At 63.8% G+C, this 17,134-nt stretch carries 19 protein-coding genes; 13 read left to right on the plus strand and 6 right to left on the minus strand.

The window, feature by feature from the left end:
- Together HHL25_RS17485 and secA are read right to left on the minus strand one after the other, a co-directional pair.
- Entirely contained in the window at window positions 1-1,404 is a 1,404-nt protein-coding gene (locus HHL25_RS17485) for a lipopolysaccharide biosynthesis protein (RefSeq protein ID WP_169593945.1), read from the minus strand.
- Between the two features lie 169 nt (window positions 1,405-1,573).
- Window positions 1,574-4,291, minus strand: coding sequence for a preprotein translocase subunit SecA (secA, locus tag HHL25_RS17490; protein WP_169594066.1), 2,718 nt, complete (start codon window positions 4,289-4,291; stop codon window positions 1,574-1,576).
- Between the two features lie 244 nt (window positions 4,292-4,535).
- Here secA and HHL25_RS17495 point away from each other — a divergent pair, with 244 nt between their 5' ends.
- The 6 genes from HHL25_RS17495 (at window position 4,536) to HHL25_RS17520 (ending at window position 8,561) form a co-directional block, all read left to right on the plus strand.
- Window positions 4,536-5,396: a peptidylprolyl isomerase gene (locus tag HHL25_RS17495; RefSeq protein ID WP_169593947.1), complete on the plus strand. Its 861-nt coding sequence runs from the start codon at window positions 4,536-4,538 to the stop codon at window positions 5,394-5,396.
- Between the two features lie 64 nt (window positions 5,397-5,460).
- Window positions 5,461-6,702, plus strand: a complete 1,242-nt coding sequence (argJ, locus tag HHL25_RS17500) for a bifunctional glutamate N-acetyltransferase/amino-acid acetyltransferase ArgJ (RefSeq protein WP_169593949.1) — start codon at window positions 5,461-5,463, stop codon at window positions 6,700-6,702.
- Between the two features lie 8 nt (window positions 6,703-6,710).
- Window positions 6,711-7,493 (plus strand): GNAT family N-acetyltransferase, encoded by a 783-nt coding sequence (locus HHL25_RS17505; protein WP_169593951.1) that lies wholly within the window; start codon window positions 6,711-6,713, stop codon window positions 7,491-7,493.
- Window positions 7,490-7,903: an 8-oxo-dGTP diphosphatase MutT gene (mutT, locus tag HHL25_RS17510; RefSeq protein ID WP_169593954.1), complete on the plus strand. Its 414-nt coding sequence runs from the start codon at window positions 7,490-7,492 to the stop codon at window positions 7,901-7,903. The genes HHL25_RS17505 and mutT overlap by 4 nt, the downstream gene beginning before the upstream one ends.
- 99 nt (window positions 7,904-8,002) lie before the next feature.
- Window positions 8,003-8,323: a hypothetical protein gene (locus tag HHL25_RS17515; RefSeq protein ID WP_169593956.1), complete on the plus strand. Its 321-nt coding sequence runs from the start codon at window positions 8,003-8,005 to the stop codon at window positions 8,321-8,323.
- Between the two features lie 64 nt (window positions 8,324-8,387).
- Window positions 8,388-8,561 carry a Flp family type IVb pilin gene (locus HHL25_RS17520; protein WP_169593958.1) on the plus strand — a complete coding sequence of 58 codons (174 nt, stop codon included), beginning with the start codon at window positions 8,388-8,390 and terminating at the stop codon, window positions 8,559-8,561.
- 69 nt (window positions 8,562-8,630) lie between these two features.
- Here HHL25_RS17520 and HHL25_RS17525 read toward each other — a convergent pair whose 3' ends face one another.
- Window positions 8,631-9,530 carry a methyltransferase domain-containing protein gene (locus HHL25_RS17525; RefSeq protein ID WP_169593960.1) on the minus strand — a complete coding sequence of 300 codons (900 nt, stop codon included), beginning with the start codon at window positions 9,528-9,530 and terminating at the stop codon, window positions 8,631-8,633.
- 65 nt (window positions 9,531-9,595) lie between these two features.
- On the opposite strand from HHL25_RS17525, the gene HHL25_RS17530 reads away from it, so the two are divergent.
- From HHL25_RS17530 to HHL25_RS17550, 5 genes are read left to right on the plus strand one after another with little or no spacing between them, the layout of a single operon-like run.
- Window positions 9,596-10,372, plus strand: coding sequence for a ComF family protein (locus HHL25_RS17530; protein ID WP_169593962.1), 777 nt, complete (start codon window positions 9,596-9,598; stop codon window positions 10,370-10,372).
- Window positions 10,373-10,428: 56 nt separating this feature from the next.
- Window positions 10,429-10,686, plus strand: a complete 258-nt coding sequence (gene grxC / locus HHL25_RS17535; protein ID WP_169593964.1) for a glutaredoxin 3 — start codon at window positions 10,429-10,431, stop codon at window positions 10,684-10,686.
- A gap of 13 nt (window positions 10,687-10,699) precedes the next feature.
- On the plus strand, window positions 10,700-11,557 hold the full coding sequence (locus tag HHL25_RS17540) for a carbon-nitrogen hydrolase family protein (RefSeq protein WP_169593966.1): 858 nt from the start codon (window positions 10,700-10,702) through the stop codon (window positions 11,555-11,557).
- Window positions 11,554-11,982 carry a DUF1178 family protein gene (locus HHL25_RS17545; protein WP_169593969.1) on the plus strand — a complete coding sequence of 143 codons (429 nt, stop codon included), beginning with the start codon at window positions 11,554-11,556 and terminating at the stop codon, window positions 11,980-11,982. The genes HHL25_RS17540 and HHL25_RS17545 overlap by 4 nt, the downstream gene beginning before the upstream one ends.
- Window positions 11,983-12,567, plus strand: coding sequence for a DUF3291 domain-containing protein (locus tag HHL25_RS17550; protein ID WP_169593971.1), 585 nt, complete (start codon window positions 11,983-11,985; stop codon window positions 12,565-12,567). It begins immediately after the preceding gene.
- 69 nt (window positions 12,568-12,636) lie between these two features.
- On the opposite strand, the gene HHL25_RS17555 is transcribed toward HHL25_RS17550, so the two are convergent.
- The 3 genes from HHL25_RS17555 to HHL25_RS17565 are packed head-to-tail and all read right to left on the minus strand — an operon-like array spanning window position 12,637 to window position 14,429.
- Window positions 12,637-13,188, minus strand: a complete 552-nt coding sequence (locus HHL25_RS17555; RefSeq protein ID WP_169593973.1) for a DUF924 family protein — start codon at window positions 13,186-13,188, stop codon at window positions 12,637-12,639.
- Window positions 13,188-13,946, minus strand: a complete 759-nt coding sequence (ubiG, locus tag HHL25_RS17560; protein ID WP_169593975.1) for a bifunctional 2-polyprenyl-6-hydroxyphenol methylase/3-demethylubiquinol 3-O-methyltransferase UbiG — start codon at window positions 13,944-13,946, stop codon at window positions 13,188-13,190. Before ubiG ends, HHL25_RS17555 begins: the two co-directional genes overlap by 1 nt.
- A gap of 57 nt (window positions 13,947-14,003) precedes the next feature.
- Window positions 14,004-14,429: a hypothetical protein gene (locus tag HHL25_RS17565; RefSeq protein WP_169593977.1), complete on the minus strand. Its 426-nt coding sequence runs from the start codon at window positions 14,427-14,429 to the stop codon at window positions 14,004-14,006.
- Window positions 14,430-14,927: 498 nt separating this feature from the next.
- On the opposite strand from HHL25_RS17565, the gene HHL25_RS17570 reads away from it, so the two are divergent.
- Window positions 14,928-15,563, plus strand: a complete 636-nt coding sequence (locus tag HHL25_RS17570; protein ID WP_169593979.1) for an SH3 domain-containing protein — start codon at window positions 14,928-14,930, stop codon at window positions 15,561-15,563.
- Window positions 15,564-15,830: 267 nt separating this feature from the next.
- Window positions 15,831-17,105: an aspartate kinase gene (locus tag HHL25_RS17575; RefSeq protein WP_169593982.1), complete on the plus strand. Its 1,275-nt coding sequence runs from the start codon at window positions 15,831-15,833 to the stop codon at window positions 17,103-17,105.
- The last annotated feature ends 29 nt before the right edge of the window (window positions 17,106-17,134 follow it).

A 17,134-nucleotide genomic window follows, 5' to 3' on the forward strand; every position in this document is an offset into this window, starting at 1 on the left:
TCAGGTCGTCCTCGTCCTGTTCAGGATGGCGAGCGGGTCGGCGAAGGCGAAGAGCACGATGCCGAGTGAGGCGCGTATGGCCACGTGCAGCAGCAGAGCTTCCGTCATCGTCGCCGCCGCAGTTGCGACAGCCGCCCCCGTCAGACCGTAAAGCGGGATCAGCGTCACGTTCAACGTGATGTTGGTTGCGAGCGCGCCGACATAGAGCAGCACGCAGAGCTTCTGCTTGCCGGCCATCGTCAGAAGCACCTCGCCCGGGCCGACAAGGGCCTTGGAAAGGCTGCCGACGAAAAGGATGGCCATCAGGCCGTAGCCGGCCGTAAAGGCAGGGCCGAACAACCCCAGCAGGAACTCGCCGACCGCCAGCACCGAGAGCCCGACCATGAGCGATGGCCAGAAGCTCCAGCGCGCCGTCTTGCCGGCGAAGGCGGCGAGCGGGCGCATGTCGCCTTCGGCCATCATCGCGGAGAAGCGCGGGGCGGCGGCGGCCTTGACCGCGAAGAAGACGAACTGCACCAGCGCCATGGTCTTGGCGGCCGCGAAATAGATGCCGACCTGGTCCGGGTCGAGATAGAGCCCGACGACGACGACGTCCGAATTGGTGAGCAGGAAGCCAAAACCCTCGATCAGGAAGATCGGCAGGGCCACCTTGAACCAGGCCATGAAATCGATCCGGCGCGGACCGTCGATGAAGCGCTTCTGCAGGCGGCGATCGATCGTCAGGAACTGGCCGAGGCTGGTGACATAGGTCGCCGCAAGGGCCGCCTGCATGGCCGTCGTCGCCGTGCGCGGCGCGCCGAGCCAGACGGCGGCGATCATGAAGAGCAGAATGAGGGTCGGCCGGACGATATAGGTCGGGCTCAGCGCCGCGACCGGCCAGCTGTTGGCGCGCGCCGTGCCGTCCAGCACGTCGCCGAGCGCGATCATCGGCAGCGCGAAGAGGCCGAGGAAGAGCGGAATGACGTAATAGGCCTCGATCCGGTCGCCGAAGAAATGCAGGAATCCAAGACCGAAGAGCGCAAGCGCGCTCGCCGATGTCAGCGCGAAGATCCGGGCCGTCATGGTCAGCCCGCGGATCTCGTCATGCTCGTCGCGGGCGTCGTATTGCGGCAGGAAGCGGATGACGGCAGTGTGGAAGCCGAGGCAGGAGAGGTTGCCGAACAGGACGACCAGAACCCAGACGAAGACGAAGATGCCGTATTCGAACTCGCCCATCAGCCGCGCCTGGATGATCTGCGAGACGAAGGCGATGGCGGCCGAAACGATGCGAATGGCAAAGGCAATCAGCGCCATGCGCTGCGCACGCGCCGTCTCGTCGTCGCGGGTAATGGCGGCAACGACCTTGCGCAATGCCGGATGGAGACCGGATGGCAGGAGCTTTTCCGCTGTCTGGATGACTGCCATGATCGACACAAAAGGCCCATTGGTGACGCACGAACAACAGCGTGGACCATGTCAGATCAGGGTTAAGAAACGGTTCCGATCGGCATGGCAGGGCGGATTTCCATTTACGAAAAAAGGCGGCCCGAGGCCGCCTTTTTCGATGTCGATGCCGGTCTGCAATTCGCTACCGTCAGGCGTTTTCGAACGCGCCGTGGCAATGCTTGTACTTCTTGCCGGAACCGCAGGGGCACACCTCGTTGCGGCCGATCTTGCCCCAGGTCGACGGATCGTTCGGATCGCGGTTTTCCGGTGCGACGAAGGGCAGGTTGGAGGTTGCGGAACCTTCGCCGAAATCGTCCTCGCCGGTGGTGGCGTCGAGATGGTGGCCTTCCATCTCCGGCAGGGCAGGCGCCGGCGGCGTCTCGCGCACCAGTTCGACGCGCATCATCTGCGAGGTGACGGCGTCGCGCAGGTTGGCGAGCAGGGCCTGGAAAAGCTCGAAGGCTTCGGCCTTGTATTCCTGCAGCGGATCGCGCTGGGCATAACCGCGGAAACCGACGACCGAACGCAGGTGGTCGAGGTTGACGATGTGCTCGCGCCACAGCGTGTCGATCGTCTGCAGTACGACCGAGCGCTCGACATAGGCCATGATCTCGGGGCCGAAGCGCTCGGCCTTGTCGGCCATTGCCTTGTCGGCCGCTTCGGTCACGCGATTGACGATGTCGTCTTCGGCAATGCCTTCCTCGGCCGCCCAGATCTCGACCGGGAGGTCGAGGTTAAGGGTGACGGCGATCTGCTGCTTCAGGCCGACGACGTCCCACTGCTCGACATAGGCGCGCTCTGGGATATGGGTACGGACCAGGGTCTCGATGACCTCGTGGCGCATGTCCTCGATCGTGCCGGACACGTCGGTCGCGTCCATCAGCTCGATGCGCTGTTCGAAGATGACCTTGCGCTGGTCGTTCAGCACGTCGTCATACTTCAAGAGGTTCTTGCGGATGTCGAAGTTGCGCGCCTCAACCTTCTTCTGGGCGCGTTCCAGCGCCTTGTTGATCCACGGATGGACGATCGCTTCGCCGTCCTTGAGGCCGAGCTTCTGCAGCATCGAGTCCATGCGGTCGGAGCCGAAGATGCGCATCAGGTCGTCCTGGAGCGACAGGTAGAACTTCGAACGGCCCGGGTCGCCCTGGCGGCCCGAACGGCCGCGCAGCTGGTTGTCGATGCGGCGGCTTTCGTGACGCTCGGTGGCGATGACGTAAAGGCCGCCGGCGGCGAGGGCCTTTGCCTTGAGTTCCTGGATTTCCGCCTTGATCGCGGCGGTCTTCGCCTCGCGTTCGGCGTTGTCCTCGACGCCCTCGAGCTCGCGCTCGAGACGCATGTCGATGTTGCCGCCGAGCTGGATGTCGGTACCGCGGCCGGCCATGTTGGTGGCGATCGTCACCGCACCCGGCACGCCGGCCTGGGAAACGATGTAGGCTTCCTGCTCGTGATAGCGGGCGTTCAGGACCTGGAACTTTTCGAAGCCGGTCTGGCGCAGCAGGTTGGCAAGCAGTTCGGACTTTTCGATCGAGGTGGTGCCGACGAGAACCGGCTGGCCGCGTTCATGGGCATCCTTGATCTCGGCGATGATCGCCTTGAACTTCTCTTCCGCGGTCCGGTAGACCTCGTCGTCCTCGTCGATACGCTTGATTGGCAGGTTGGTCGGGACCTCCACGACCTCGAGGCCGTAGATGTTGCCGAACTCTTCCGCTTCGGTCGAAGCGGTACCGGTCATGCCGGCGAGCTTCGAGTACATGCGGAAGTAATTCTGGAAGGTGATCGAGGCGAGCGTCTGGTTCTCGGGCTGGATCTGCACCTTTTCCTTGGCTTCGAGCGCCTGGTGCTGGCCTTCCGAGTAACGGCGGCCCGGCATCATGCGGCCGGTGAACTCGTCGATGATGACGATCTCATCGTTGCGGACGATGTAGTCCTTGTCGCGGGAGAAGAGCTTGTGGGCCTTCAGCGCGTTGTTGATGTGGTGGACGATCGCGACGTTCTCGACGTCGTAAAGCGATGCACCCTTCAAGAGACCGGCCTGGCGGAGCAGGTTTTCCAGCTTCTCGGTGCCGACTTCGGAGAAGTTCGCCGAACGCTGCTTCTCGTCGATCTCGTAGTCTTCTTCCGTCAGCTGCGGAATGAAGGCGTCGATCGTGTTGTAGAGGTCCGAGCGGTCGTCGAGCGGACCGGAGATGATGAGCGGGGTGCGCGCCTCGTCGACCAGGATCGAGTCGACTTCGTCGACGATCGCATAGTTGTGGCCGCGCTGCACCATCTGGCCGCGCTCGTACTTCATGTTGTCGCGCAGATAGTCGAAGCCGAGCTCGTTGTTGGTCGCGTAGGTGATGTCGCAGGCATAGGCCGCGCGGCGTTCCTCGTCGGAGAGCCCGTGCACGATCACGCCGGTGGTCAGGCCGAGGAAGCGATAGAGCTTGCCCATGGTCGCCGCGTCGCGGCTGGCCAGATAGTCGTTGACCGTGACGACATGCACGCCCTTGCCGGCGAGCGCGTTGAGATAGACGGCGAGCGTCGCCACCAGCGTCTTGCCTTCGCCGGTCTTCATTTCGGCGATCGCATTGTCGTTGAGGATCATCGCGCCGATGAGCTGCACGTCGAAGGGGCGCATGCCGAGGGCGCGGCGCGAGGCCTCGCGGGCAACCGCAAAGGCCGGGACGAGGATGTCGTCGAGCGTCTTGCCTTCCGCGAGCAGCTTGCGGAATTCCTGCGTCTTGCCTGCCAAGGCCTCGTCGGAAAGCGCCTTGATGCTCTCTTCGAGTGCTCCAATGGCGGCTACCTTCGGCTGGTACGAGCGAACGCGGCGCTCGTTGGCCGAACCGAAGAGTTTGCGGGCGAGCCCACCGAGACTGACCATTCGACGGTCCTTTCTGACCTTCGTCATGTTTTCGTGCGCGTCCCTGAACCCTGTCGCAAATTCGGCGATTAGGCTCCGAGCCCCGGGAAACGGCTCTGGACGCGCGGTTGCGTGACAGATAAGAGGGGGGTCGAATGATGTCAACGGCGTGGGTCTGCCGGAAAAGCCTGCCTCGCCTTGCATCTGACAATTTTTCGCCCGATTCGAACGGTCTTGAAACGGTTCACCCTCCGAAAGGTTTCTTATGCTTCGTTTTCATAAATTTGCTCTCGCAGCTTGTGTGGCGTTCATCGGGCTGCAGGGCCAGGTCGTCGCGCAGGACGCCGATGCAGTCGTTGCCAAGGTCGGCAAGCTCGAGATCACCCAGTCCGAGCTGGATCTGGCGATCGCCAACCTCGACCCGCAGCTCGCCCAGCTGCCGGACGAACAGAAGAAGGTCGCGGCTCTTTCCGGTGCGATCGACGTCAAGCTGCTCGCCGGCAATGCCGACGGCGAAGGCCTGAAGGACGACGCCGAGTTCAAGAAGCGCATGGCCTTCATCGCCGATCGCGAACTGCACAACCTCTATTTCAAGAAGCATGTCGTCGACGCTGTCACCGAAGACGAAGTCAAGGCGCGCTACGAAAAGGAAATCGCAGCCCTTCCCAAGCAGGAGGAAGTGCGCGCCCGCCACATCCTCGTGAAGACCGAGGAAGAAGCCAAGGCAATCATCGCCGATCTCGATGCCGGCAAGGATTTCGTCGAACTCGCCAAGGAAAAGTCGACCGACCCGAACAAGTCTGAAGGCGGCGATCTCGGCTATTTCACCAAGGGACGCATGGTTCCGGAATTCGAAGAAGCAGCCTTCGCCATGGAAAAGGGCTCCTATTCCAAGGTTCCGACCAAGACCCAGTTCGGCTTCCACGTCATCAAGGTCGAGGACAAGCGCGATGCCGCGCCGCCGGCATACGAGCAGGTCGGCCAGCAGATCCGTCAGCTGGTGATGCGCGACAAGTATCTCGCCATCATCGAAAAGGCCAAGGCCGAGCAGAAGGTGGAGATCCTCGACGAAGCGCTGCGCAAGGGCTACGAGGACGTCAACAAGCCTCAGCAGCCGCAGCAGTAAGCGATAGTCTCCCTTTATCACGGGCCCGCATTTTCGCGGGCCCTCCCATTCCAGGCAGCCGAAGATGTCCGCAACCGTTTCCCCACTCGCCCCCACGTCCTATGCCGACATGCCGTCGATCCGCGGCGTGCGGATGGCAACAGCCGCCGCCGGCATCAAGTACAAGAACCGGACCGACGTGCTGCTGATGGCCTTCGATCGTCCGGCCGCCGTCGCGGGCGTCTTCACGAAGTCGAAGTGCCCGTCCGCGCCCGTCGACCACTGCCGGGCGAATCTCGGCCACGGCCTGGCACTCGGTGTCGTGGTCAATTCGGGCAATGCCAACGCCTTCACCGGCGTCAAGGGCAAGGCTGCCACCCAGCTCACCGCCAGGTCGGCGGCAGAGGCACTCGGTTGCGGCGAGAACGAAATCTACCTTGCTTCGACCGGTGTCATCGGCGAACCGCTCGACGCCACCAAGTTCGCCGGCGTGCTCGGCGACATGGCGAAGGGTGCGACCGGTGACTTCTGGCTGGAAGCGGCCAAGGCCATCATGACCACCGACACCTATCCGAAGGTTGCGACCCGTTCGGCCGAGATCGGTGGCGTCACCGTGACCATCAACGGCATCGCCAAGGGCGCCGGCATGATTGCGCCCGACATGGCCACCATGCTGTCCTTCGTGGTGACCGATGCCGACATCGCGGCTCCGGCACTCCAGGCGCTGCTTTCGGCCGGCGTCGAGCCGAGCTTCAATTCGATCACCGTCGACAGCGACACCTCGACCTCCGATACGCTGATGCTCTTCGCAACGGGTGCGGCGGCGGCCGACGGACAGACGAAGGTCGAGGATGCGAACGACCCGCGTCTTGCCGGCTTCCGTGCCGCGCTCGACGACCTTCTCAAGGACCTGGCGCTGCAGGTGGTCCGGGACGGCGAGGGTGCACGCAAGATGGTGGAGATCACCGTCACCGGCGCCGAAAGCGATCTGGCTGCCAAGAAGATCGCCATGTCGATCGCCAACTCGCCGCTGGTGAAGACTGCGGTTGCCGGCGAAGACGCCAACTGGGGTCGTATCGTCATGGCCGTCGGCAAGTCCGGCGAGATGGCCGACCGCGACCGGCTGGCGATCTGGTTCGGCGACATTCGCGTCGCCGTCGATGGCGAGCGCGATCCGGCCTATTCCGAGGCCGCCACGACGGCCGTCATGCAGGGCCAGGACATTCCGGTCCGCGTCGACATCGGGCTCGGCGCGGGCAAGGCCACCGTCTGGACCTGCGACCTCACCAAGGAATATGTCGCGATCAACGGTGACTACCGGAGTTGATTGCCGCGATGTCGTCCGTGCCCTTCGATCAGAACCTGCCGCTCGTCCGGCGCCTCGAGGCCGTCGGCTTCAGGGCATGGCCGGCGACGAGCGTTCAGTATGACGGCAGCTGGCAGATCCGCCTGACCGGTGGTCATCCCTCCAAGCGGCTGAACTGCATCGTCGCGCTCGATCCTTCCGACTGCCGCGACATCGGGCTGCGGCTGGAAAAGGCCGCACGCAAGTTCGAGGCCCATGGCCGTCCGATCCTGGTGCGCGAGACGCCGCTCACGCCGCCACCGCTTCTCGACCTGATGAAAGGCGAGGGCTGGGAACGCTTCGAGGAAGTGGTCACGATGACCTGCGATCTCGGCGCGATCGAACTGCCGGGCGATACGCTCGATCACCTGCCGAGCCATGACGTCGGCCGTTATGTCGATGCCGACCTTCTCGTGCACGGCAGCGATCCGGCCCTGAAGCCGGCACTTGCCGAAGTGGTGAGCGGCATCAAGCCGCCGACCGGGCTGTTCGTCATCGAGGAGCCAGAAAGCGGGCCGGTCGCGGTGGCGCTCTGCGTTCAGGACAACGATCTTGCGGGCATCATGTCGCTCGCCGTGCGGGCCGATCGACGCCAGCGTGGTCTCGGGCTCGAAATCCTGACGGCGGCACTGCGCTGGGCGCGGATGCGCGGCGCCCGGACGGCCTGGCTTCAGGTGGTCGCCGGCAACGAGGCGGCGCTTGCGCTCTACGCCAAGCTCGGTTTAGTCGAGGCCTATCGCTATGCCTACTGGCGCAAGGGAGCGGATGCATGAGCAACGGCAACAAGCCCATCCTCCTCGTCGCCGCCTGCGCCCTTGTCGATGCCGACAACCGGATCCTTCTGGCGCAGCGCCCTGAGGGAAAATCCCTCGCCGGGCTCTGGGAGTTTCCGGGCGGCAAGGTCGAGCCCGGTGAAACGCCGGAGGAAACCCTGATCCGCGAACTCGAGGAAGAACTTGGGATCGCCACCAAAGTGCCGTGTCTCGCGCCGCTGACCTTTGCCAGCCACACCTACGAGACATTTCACCTGCTGATGCCGCTCTATATCTGCCGCCGCTACGAGGGCATCGCCCATGGTCGCGAAGGTCAGGCGGTGAAATGGGTGCGCGCCAATGCGCTTCGCGACTATCCGATGCCGCCGGCCGACGGGCCGCTGATCCCGTTTCTCCAGGATCTTCTTTAGCCGTTTCTATAATTTGCTGACGTTCTTAACGCAAAGTTTACAGCCATGGGGCAAAGCTCTTGGCTGTTCATACGTTCAAGCGTGTGTGTGGAGCGTGTCATGGCAAACGAGGATTTCTGGAAGGCCGTAAGGTCGAGAGAACGGTCTTCGCAAAGGTCCGGTAAGACGGGCGTACTCAACCTCGCCCTGCTGTTCGGTACGGCGGCGGTGGCGCTTTCGCTCGTCGTCACGCCGATGCTTGCCGGCAAGACCGAGAAGAAGAGCCTGGCTTTCGAGCCGGACCAGTATGACATGATGAGCACCGGTTCTATCCCCAAGGCGGAAGGCGGAAAGCGCTACACCATCCGCCGCAGCGTCCTGCAGGAAACACCTGGATCCGTCTGCATCGTCGACGGCTTCGGAACGGGCCAGGGTTGCTGACCATCCAGAGACTTCATTCCCGTGATCCGGCAAAATGACGGCCGGCGGGTGCCCAGGAGAGACCATGCATCTCGTTCGCAAGTTCTTTGCCGACAACAGGGCCGCGACGGCCGTCGAATACGGTCTGATGGCGGCCCTGATCTCTGTCGCGCTGATCGGCGGGTATGGACAGTTCGCCGATTCGCTGATGAACGTGTTCGGAACGGTCGAAACGTCCGTAAACGGCGCCGGCAACTGATACGATCAGACCACCAGGCAGACCTGTTCGCGCGCACTCCCCGTGCGGGAAGGCGCTTCTCCCCGTGTCTCAGCCGTCCCCCTTGCCCGTCGGTGGTTGACCCTTGGTCGGGTCGAGCGCGTCGGCGAGGCGCATTTTCGCGGAGCCCGGTTTCAGTGGCTTCTGCTGACTTTCGTGGGGCGCCCAGCCTGAAACGTAGATGACCGAAAAGGTGGCGCGGATGCGTCCGTCCGGATCGGAGTATCGTTCGGCATAGCGTTCCGCCGCCTTCAGAAAGAAGGCCCGGCCGAGCGGCTTGCGGCTGCGCCCGATCAGCGGATTGGACATGCCCATCGCCTTCAGATCCCGCATCAGCGCGAAGAGATTGTCGTAGCGGACGGTGTAGCTTTCCTCGTCGATCACCGGCAGGGCGAAGCCGGCGCGCTGCAGGAGCCCGCCGACGTCGCGGATGTCGGCAAACGGGATGACCCGCGGGCTTGCGCCTCCGTAGAGCTCGACCTCGGTCGTCAGCAGCACGTCGCGCAGTTCGCCGAGCGTTCCGGCACCAGGGATCGCCGCAAGGAACAGGCCGTCGGGCTTCAGGGCCCTGCGAATGCGGACCAGCATGCCCGGCGTGTCGTTGGTGAGATGCAGGGCAAGCGGGGAGAGAACGAGGTTCACCGATTGAGGCTCGAGCGGGACGTCCTCGAAGGGGGCGACAGTGAGAGCTTCTCCGGCCCCGCGGTATTCGGCATGCGTCTCGACACGATCCAGACGATCGATCTTGCCGGTCGCGAGTGCGAGCCTTGCGGCAGCGCCGGTTACGCCATGCAGTTCCACGGCATGTTCGAAGCGACGCTCGACGATCGCCAGGCGTTCGGCAAGTTCGCGGGCGGCGACTTCCAGGAGAAAGTCGCTGCCGGCCTCCTGCCTGCGGTGTGCCCGTAGCCGGTTCGCCGTCAGCAGGTCCTGATCGAAAAGCCGCTCCATGTGCCTGTGCTCCAGTCGAAAACTCGGTCTGGCAAAGGCGCCGCCGAGCGCCTAAAGTCAACCGCATGCCGGGTCAAATAGTGCAAAAAGCTCTAGGCGTCAGCCTCGCCGTGCCGCTCGGCATCGCGACCGTGCTGCGCGATCTCGTCTTTCCGCCGAGCTGTGCCCATTGCCACGTGCGGACGGAAAGACATGGCGGCCTCTGCGCGCGCTGCTGGTCGTCCCTGCGTTTCATCGAACGGCCGTATTGCGAGGTGCTCGGCACACCCTTCGCCCACGATCCCGGGACCGGGATGCTGTCGGCGGAGGCGATCGCGCATCCGCCGGTGTTCGACCGGCTGCGCTCGGTGGCACTGCACGAGGGTATCGCCCGCGACCTGGTGCACGATCTCAAATATCGCGACCGCACGGATCTCGCTCCGATGATGGCGGCGTGGATGGCGCGGGCGGGAACCGAGGCACTCGCAGACTGCGATGTCGTCATCTCGGTGCCCTTGCACCGTTTCCGCCTGTTCGGGCGCAAGTTCAACCAGTCCGCCGAACTCGGCCGCCATGTGGCGCGACTTGCCGGCAAACGCTTCTGCCCGCAGGCGCTGCTGCGAAAGAAGCGCACCGCGCAGCAGGTGGGGCTCACGGCCAATGCGCGGGCGCTCAACGTGCGGGGTGCCTTTGTGGTCCCCGAGGCCATGGCGCCCGAGGTTTTCGGTCGGCACGTCGTTCTGGTCGACGATGTCTTCACCACCGGCGCAACCGTCAGTGCCGCGACCCGAGCCCTCAAGAAGGCGGGTGCGCGCGAAGTCACAGTTTTAACCTTTGCAAGGGCAATCTCCGGTCTTATATGACCGCTATACCCATATCCTTTCCGGCATTTGCCGGCTCGTTCCGACCGGAGACATACATGGCATCGGTGACCATCTATACCCGCCAGGGCTGCGGCTACTGCTCGCGCGCCAAGGCGTTGCTCGAATCCAAGGGCGTCGATTTCCTCGAGCACGATGCGACCGGGAAACCGGAACTGCGCCAGGAGATGATCAGCCGGTCGAATGGCGGCATGACCTTCCCGCAGATCTTCATCGGCGATAGCCATGTCGGCGGTTGCGATGACCTTCACGCGCTCGACCGCGCCGGCAAGCTCGACGCCCTTCTGGCAAACTGAGGAAAAGAGACCCATGACCTTCAAGGCTGCCGCCATCCAGATGTGCTCGAGCGTTGACCCGGAAAAGAACGCCGCCGCCATGGCCCGCCTCGTTCGCGAAGCTGCCGGCCACGGGGCGATCTACGTGCAGACGCCGGAAATGACCGGCGCCGTGCAGAAAGACCGTCCGGGCCTGATGGCGGTTCTGCGCGACGAGGCGAATGATATCATCGTTCGAACCGCCGGGGATCTTGCCCGCGAACTTTCGATCTACCTGCATGTCGGATCCACGGCGATCGCGCTTGCCGACGGCAAGATCGCCAACCGTGCCTTCCTCTTCGGACCCGATGGCCGCAAGATCTGCACCTACGACAAGATCCACATGTTCGACGTGGACCTCGACAATGGCGAGAGCTGGCGTGAGAGCGCGGTCTACCGGCCGGGCGAAAAGGCGACGGTCGCCGACCTGCCCTTCGCCAAGCTCGGTTTCGGCATCTGCTACGACGTGCGTTTCCCGCAGCTGTTCCGCACGGAAGCCGTTGCCGGCGCGCAAATCCTCACCACGCCTGCCGCCTTCACTCGCCAGACCGGCGAGGCGCATTGGGAGATCCTGCTTCGTGCCAGGGCGATCGAGAACGGCGCCTTCGTCATCTCCGCGGCCCAGGCCGGGGTGCACGAGGACGGCCGGGAGACCTTCGGCCACTCGATGATCGTCGATCCGTGGGGCAAGGTGCTTGCGTCTGCCGGTGGCAGCGGCGAAGCCATCGTGCTTGCCGACATCGATGTCGCGGCGGTCGGTGCGGCACGCGCCAAGATCCCGAACCTCAAGAATGCCCGCGATTTCGAGCTCAACATGCAGCCAGAACTCGCGAAAGGGGGCGTCACCGTTTGATCCGCTACTCGCTCCACTGCGACAATGCCCACGAATTCGAGGGCTGGTTCTCGGAAAGCGCCGACTTCGAACGCCAGAAGTCGAGCGGTTTCCTGAGCTGTCCGGTCTGCGGCTCGCTCGAGGTGACGAAGGTGCTGATGGCACCTTCGGTCTCGACCGCGCGGCAGAAGGAGGCGGTTCAGGCGCTCGCGGCGAACGAGGTGCAGAAGGAAGCGCTGACCAAGCTCAAGGAGGCCGTCGTCGCGATCCGCGCGAACAGCGAGGATGTCGGTGAGCGCTTTCCGGAAGAGGCCCGCAAGATCCATTACGGCGAGGCCGAGGCCCGCGGCATCATCGGTGAGGCGTCGCTGACCGACGTCAAGGCTCTGGTCGAGGAGGGCATCGAAATCGCGCCCCTGCCGGTCCTGCCTGACGACGTCAACTAAATGAAGTCTCACGGCTTCCACGTCGCAATCTACAATTTCGGCATCCATGTTGCAGAATACGGCGATCCCGCGATCGATGGGTTTCTAACGCGGGAACCCCTGAATTTCGAGGCGGCGGCGCGAGCATCGGGCTTCGTTGCGCGATCGGGTTATGACGGGGAACCGGGACCGGCGAGTTGGGGGCCTCAGGTGTTTCCACGGTTCCTCTCGGGAAGCGGCCGCCAATCCGGCCCATCCTCCCTCTCGCTCTGGCGGGACATCGAGAGCCTGATGGCATTTTCCTATGCAGGCATCCATGCCGAGGCTTTGAAGCATGCCAGACGATGGAATATGCCGCAGCAATGGCCCCCGCTTGTGTTGTTCTGGATCGAAGCCGGCCAGCAACCGGAGTGGCGGGATGCGGTCGAGCGGTTCGAGCTTCTGGCCGATCGCGGCGCCTCGGCGACCGCATTCACCTTCAAGCAGGCGTTCGATCCGGATGGTCGTCCTTACGGGATCGACCGCGCCCGGGTCAGGGAGATCGCCGCCATCAATGCCGAGGGCCAGGCGGAGCTTCTGCACACCGCCCGGAGCCTGCCAGTCTGATGGGGCCATCCGGTCAACGGTCGGGCGCCTGTCTTTGCACTCCTTGAACTGCGTGTGGGCCGCAGAAACTCAACCCTTGAAGCCGCCGCCGTCGAGATAGGCTTGTTCGGATGGGGTCGTCTCGCGTCCGAGCGCGGCGTTGCGGTGGGGGAAGCGGCCGAAACGGGCGATGATGTCGCGGTGCTCGACCGCCCAGCGCAAGCTTTCCGCATCGCCGGTCTCGTCCCGCAGAGTCGTGAACAGCTCGACGCTCAGTTCCTGGTCGGCGGGCTGTTCCGAATGCTCGAAGGGCAGGTAGAGGAAAGGACGCAACGTCGGATCGACGGCACGGTCGAAGCCGCGCTCGAGTGCCTCTCGGGCGATCCGGCGGGCAAGGCCGTCAGTGGCGAAGGCATGACCGCCGTCGCGGAAAAGATTGCGCGGAAACTGGTCGAGGAGGATCAGGAGCCCAAGCGTCCCCTCGGCCGTCTCCTCCCAATCGGCCATCTCGCCGCGGGCGGCGGCAAAATGCATATCAAGAAAATTCTCGCGGATCGCCGCGTCAAAGGCGTCGTCCCTAGCGAACCACTTCGCTGGCCCAGCCTCGCGCCAGAAGGTGACGACGTCCGACGGCATCGTCATCAGGCTTGTCCCGCGGACGGCCGGCGAGCCAGGACCATGTAGTTCACGTCGATATCGGGCGAGAGGTTCCACTGGTTCTGCAACGGATTGAAGAACACGCCCTTCATCTCGACCACGTCGAGCCCGGATTTTTCAATCGGTGCCCGCAGTTCTTCGGGGCGGACCAGCTTCTCGTACTGGTGGGTGCCGCGCGGCAGCCAGCCGAGCACATATTCGGCGCCGACGATGGCAAGGGCGGCCGCCTTCAGCGTACGGTTGATGGTCGAGACGAGCATCAGGCCGCCGGGGCGGACCATCGAAGCGCAGGTGGTGATGAAGAAGTCCACGTCGGCGACATGTTCGACGACTTCCATGTTCAACACGACGTCGAAGGTCTCGCCGGCCTCGGCGAGCGCTTCGGCCGTCACGGCGCGGTAGTCGACGGCAACCCCCGTCTGGGCGGCATGGGTGCTGGCGATGCCGATATTGCGCTCCGATGCGTCAGCGCCGAGGACATTGGCGCCCATCTTGGCGACCGGTTCCGACAACAGGCCGCCGCCGCAGCCGATGTCGAGGATGCGCAGGCCTTCGAGCGGGCGGTGCGCCTTCGGATCGCGGCCGAAATGGGCCGAAACCTGATCCCGGATATAGGCGAGACGGACCGGGTTGATCTTGTGCAGGGGCTTGAACTTGCCGGTCGGGTCCCACCATTCCGCAGCCATGGCGGAAAAACGGTCGACTTCGGCCTGGTCGATGGTGGTGCGTGCCTCTGCGCTCATTGCCGGATCCTCTCTGCACGGATAACGCTTTTCAAGTCGGCCCATCGGTCGCCAAAGTCAAGGGTCGGGCTCGTCGTCGTCCGGGCCACCAAGGAAGCGGCGGTGCGCACGGTCGGGGCTCATGATGCGCCGCAGTAACCTCGGCGGGCTCCCGAAAAGCGCTTCTTCGAGCTGCGGGAGCGTGTTCTGCGCGTGGAGCTCGAACAATTCGTCGTCAAGGTTCACCATGCAGCGGGGAAGACAGGCGACCGCGACGCCACTGAGGCCGAGATCGCGCTCCCTGGTGATCGCCGGACCCTGGCGGGGTGTGGCCAGCATCGGGCCGCTGCACATGCGGTTGCGGCGGCACCGGCGAATGCGGCAGCCCTGTTCGGGGGTGGTGTTGTGGCGGAGCCCGAGGTGGCAGGTTCCCATGAGCCGCCAGCGGGCCTCGTGGCGTGCTTCACGGGCACGCTCCAGTTCGTAGTGATCGCTCTTTGCCATGGCTTGCCTCCTCTTGTGGACGCGGGTCGTCGTTCACGCGGGCCGAAACCCCGTGTCATGCGGTCTTCCCATTCATCCGGCCAGTCGGCCGGGGCGCCCGGCGTGCCGGACAAGGTAGAAACAGTGACACGCAGGGCGCCCCGTTTCGATGATTTTCGCCACCCAATTCCTTTCCCTCTGCAGCATCGGGACCGACGCCTTGTGTGCCGCACAGGCACGCCCCTTTTCAGGGAGGGGGATCGCCTCAGGGTAGCCTGCGACATCCTTCCGCGTTTCAGAAGGACCCTTCGCAGCACCGTTCCCGCCTCGCCGGCAACGCTATCCGGTGTATCCGTGGCGGGACGTGAACATTGTGGGCGAGCCGGGAAGGGCGGGGAAAACAGAATCGAGAAAAATCGAAAAACGCCGAAGGGAACAAAGGGCGGGCAGCATACGTTCAGCATCGGTTCATTTGCCTGGGCGCATATGAGCACCGAATGGCATCGAGGAGATACCCCAATGAAAAAGCTCAGGATTTTCGCTATCGGTGCGGTAATTGCGGCGGCTTTGCCGGGCATTGCCGCGGCCGCAACCGCCTATTCGACCGCGAATGTGAACATGCGTTCCGGGCCGAGCACGCGTTATCCGGCGGTCATCGTCATCCCCGCCGGCGCACGCGTCAACATCCAGGGCTGCATGCAGACCGCCAACTGGTGTGATGTCGCCTATGCCGGCTATCGCGGCTGGGTTTCCGGTCGCTATCTTCAGACGACCTACTCGCAGCGCCGTATCTATGTGGAGCCTGAATACTATCGTCCGCTCGGCATTCCGACGGTGACCTTCTCCATCGGCAGCTACTGGGATCGTCACTATCGCGACCGCGATTTCTACCGCGACCGCGACGACTGGCGTGACGGTTATTATCGTCCGCGCCCGCCGCGTTACGATGACAACGATACCTGGCGTCGTCCGCCGCCGCCTCCGCGGGACTGGGACAATGTCGAGCGGCCGCGCCCCCCGTCCCGCGATGGTGACTACATCATTCGTCGCGAGGGCGGCGTGCTCCAGCCCAAGCGAGACAAGGATGCACCGCGCAGCCGCCAAGGCGGACAGGTCATCTGTGATGCGAACGGCGAGAACTGCCGGCGGCTCTAATCGCTGCTGATCGTCCCAATCGACGGGGGCGGCGGAAGGATCGCCCCCTTCTCAAGTCATCGCAGGTACCTGCCCCGGCACGTTGTACCCCAAGGGTACCCCAGGGCAGGTTTGACCGATGTCATCATCGCCATGCCGCGGCATGGCGGGCCATTGAACTTGCCCGTCGTTTTCGATAAGAGACCGCAACTTCGCCCGACGACCGGTTCGTGGGGCGCTTCTCTCAAGGGGTGCCGGCGAGCACCCATCAGCGTGACGGTACAAGGCATGGCTCGCATCGTGATGAAATTCGGCGGAACCTCCGTCGCCAATCTCGAACGCATCTACAACGTTGCCCGGCATGTCAAACGCGAGGTCGACCAGGGCCACGAGGTCGCGGTAGTCGTGTCCGCCATGTCCGGCAAGACCAACGAACTGGTCGACTGGGTGCAGACCATGCCCAAGGTCGCCGGCGCCGACTCCCCGTTCTACGATGCGCGCGAATATGACGCGGTGGTCGCTTCCGGCGAACAGGTGACGTCCGGGCTTCTCGCCATCGCGCTGCAGTCGATGGGCATCAATGCCCGCTCATGGCAGGGCTGGCAGATCGCCATCAAGACGGACAACGCCCATGGCGCCGCCCGTATCCAGGAAATTGACGGCACCGACATCATCCGCCGCATGGGCGAGGGCCAGGTGGCCGTCGTCGCAGGCTTCCAGGGCATCGGCCCGGACAACCGCATCGCCACCCTCGGCCGCGGCGGTTCCGACACGTCCGCTGTCGCGATCGCCGCCGGCATCAAGGCCGACCGCTGCGACATCTATACCGACGTCGACGGCGTCTACACCACCGACCCGCGCATCGAGCCGAAGGCGCGCCGCCTGAAGAAGATCGCCTTCGAGGAAATGCTCGAAATGGCATCGCTCGGCGCCAAGGTGCTGCAGGTCCGTTCGGTGGAACTCGCGATGGTCCACAAGGTGCGCACCTTCGTGCGCTCAAGCTTCGAAGATCCCGATGCGCCGGGCATGGGTGATCTCATGAACCCGCCCGGCACGTTGATTTGCGATGAGGATGAGATCGTGGAACAGGAAGTAGTGACCGGCATTGCCTATGCCAAGGATGAAGCACAGATCTCGCTGCGTCGGCTCGCCGACCGCCCCGGCGTTTCGGCGGCCATCTTCGGCCCGCTGGCCGAGGCGCATATCAATGTCGACATGATCGTCCAGAACATTTCCGAAGACGGCTCCAAGACCGACATGACCTTCACGGTCCCGTCCGGTGACGTCGAGAAGGCCATGGCCGTTCTCGCCGACAACAAGGACAAGATCGGCTACGACGTCGCCCAGAGCGAAAAGGGCCTGGTCAAGGTGTCGGTCATCGGCATCGGCATGCGCAGCCATGCGGGCGTCGCCGCGACCGCCTTCCGGGCGCTCGCCGAAAAGGGCATCAACATCAAGGCTATCACCACCTCGGAAATCAAGATTTCGATCCTGATCGACGGTGCCTATGCCGAACTCGCGGTTCGGACTTTGCATTCCTGCTACGGCCTCGATAAGAATTGATTCTCTAAAACGGCATTCGCCTTCCTCGT

This window comes from Rhizobium terricola, assembly GCF_012927355.1.
Taxonomy (GTDB): domain Bacteria; phylum Pseudomonadota; class Alphaproteobacteria; order Rhizobiales; family Rhizobiaceae; genus Allorhizobium; species Allorhizobium terricola.

What these genes read in the sequence shown, in the direction of transcription:
- HHL25_RS17485 (WP_169593945.1), bottom strand. Translation starts at nt 1,404, where the DNA reads ATGGCAGTCATCCAGACAGCGGAAAAGCTCCTGCCATCCGGTCTCCAT.
- secA (WP_169594066.1), bottom strand. Translation starts at nt 4,291, where the DNA reads ATGGTCAGTCTCGGTGGGCTCGCCCGCAAACTCTTCGGTTCGGCCAAC.
- HHL25_RS17495 (WP_169593947.1), top strand. Translation starts at nt 4,536, where the DNA reads ATGCTTCGTTTTCATAAATTTGCTCTCGCAGCTTGTGTGGCGTTCATC.
- argJ (WP_169593949.1), top strand. Translation starts at nt 5,461, where the DNA reads ATGTCCGCAACCGTTTCCCCACTCGCCCCCACGTCCTATGCCGACATG.
- HHL25_RS17505 (WP_169593951.1), top strand. Translation starts at nt 6,711, where the DNA reads ATGTCGTCCGTGCCCTTCGATCAGAACCTGCCGCTCGTCCGGCGCCTC.
- mutT (WP_169593954.1), top strand. Translation starts at nt 7,490, where the DNA reads ATGAGCAACGGCAACAAGCCCATCCTCCTCGTCGCCGCCTGCGCCCTT.
- HHL25_RS17515 (WP_169593956.1), top strand. Translation starts at nt 8,003, where the DNA reads ATGGCAAACGAGGATTTCTGGAAGGCCGTAAGGTCGAGAGAACGGTCT.
- HHL25_RS17520 (WP_169593958.1), top strand. Translation starts at nt 8,388, where the DNA reads ATGCATCTCGTTCGCAAGTTCTTTGCCGACAACAGGGCCGCGACGGCC.
- HHL25_RS17525 (WP_169593960.1), bottom strand. Translation starts at nt 9,530, where the DNA reads ATGGAGCGGCTTTTCGATCAGGACCTGCTGACGGCGAACCGGCTACGG.
- HHL25_RS17530 (WP_169593962.1), top strand. Translation starts at nt 9,596, where the DNA reads ATGCCGGGTCAAATAGTGCAAAAAGCTCTAGGCGTCAGCCTCGCCGTG.
- grxC (WP_169593964.1), top strand. Translation starts at nt 10,429, where the DNA reads ATGGCATCGGTGACCATCTATACCCGCCAGGGCTGCGGCTACTGCTCG.
- HHL25_RS17540 (WP_169593966.1), top strand. Translation starts at nt 10,700, where the DNA reads ATGACCTTCAAGGCTGCCGCCATCCAGATGTGCTCGAGCGTTGACCCG.
- HHL25_RS17550 (WP_169593971.1), top strand. Translation starts at nt 11,983, where the DNA reads ATGAAGTCTCACGGCTTCCACGTCGCAATCTACAATTTCGGCATCCAT.
- HHL25_RS17555 (WP_169593973.1), bottom strand. Translation starts at nt 13,188, where the DNA reads ATGACGATGCCGTCGGACGTCGTCACCTTCTGGCGCGAGGCTGGGCCA.
- ubiG (WP_169593975.1), bottom strand. Translation starts at nt 13,946, where the DNA reads ATGAGCGCAGAGGCACGCACCACCATCGACCAGGCCGAAGTCGACCGT.
- HHL25_RS17565 (WP_169593977.1), bottom strand. Translation starts at nt 14,429, where the DNA reads ATGGCAAAGAGCGATCACTACGAACTGGAGCGTGCCCGTGAAGCACGC.
- HHL25_RS17570 (WP_169593979.1), top strand. Translation starts at nt 14,928, where the DNA reads ATGAAAAAGCTCAGGATTTTCGCTATCGGTGCGGTAATTGCGGCGGCT.
- HHL25_RS17575 (WP_169593982.1), top strand. Translation starts at nt 15,831, where the DNA reads ATGGCTCGCATCGTGATGAAATTCGGCGGAACCTCCGTCGCCAATCTC.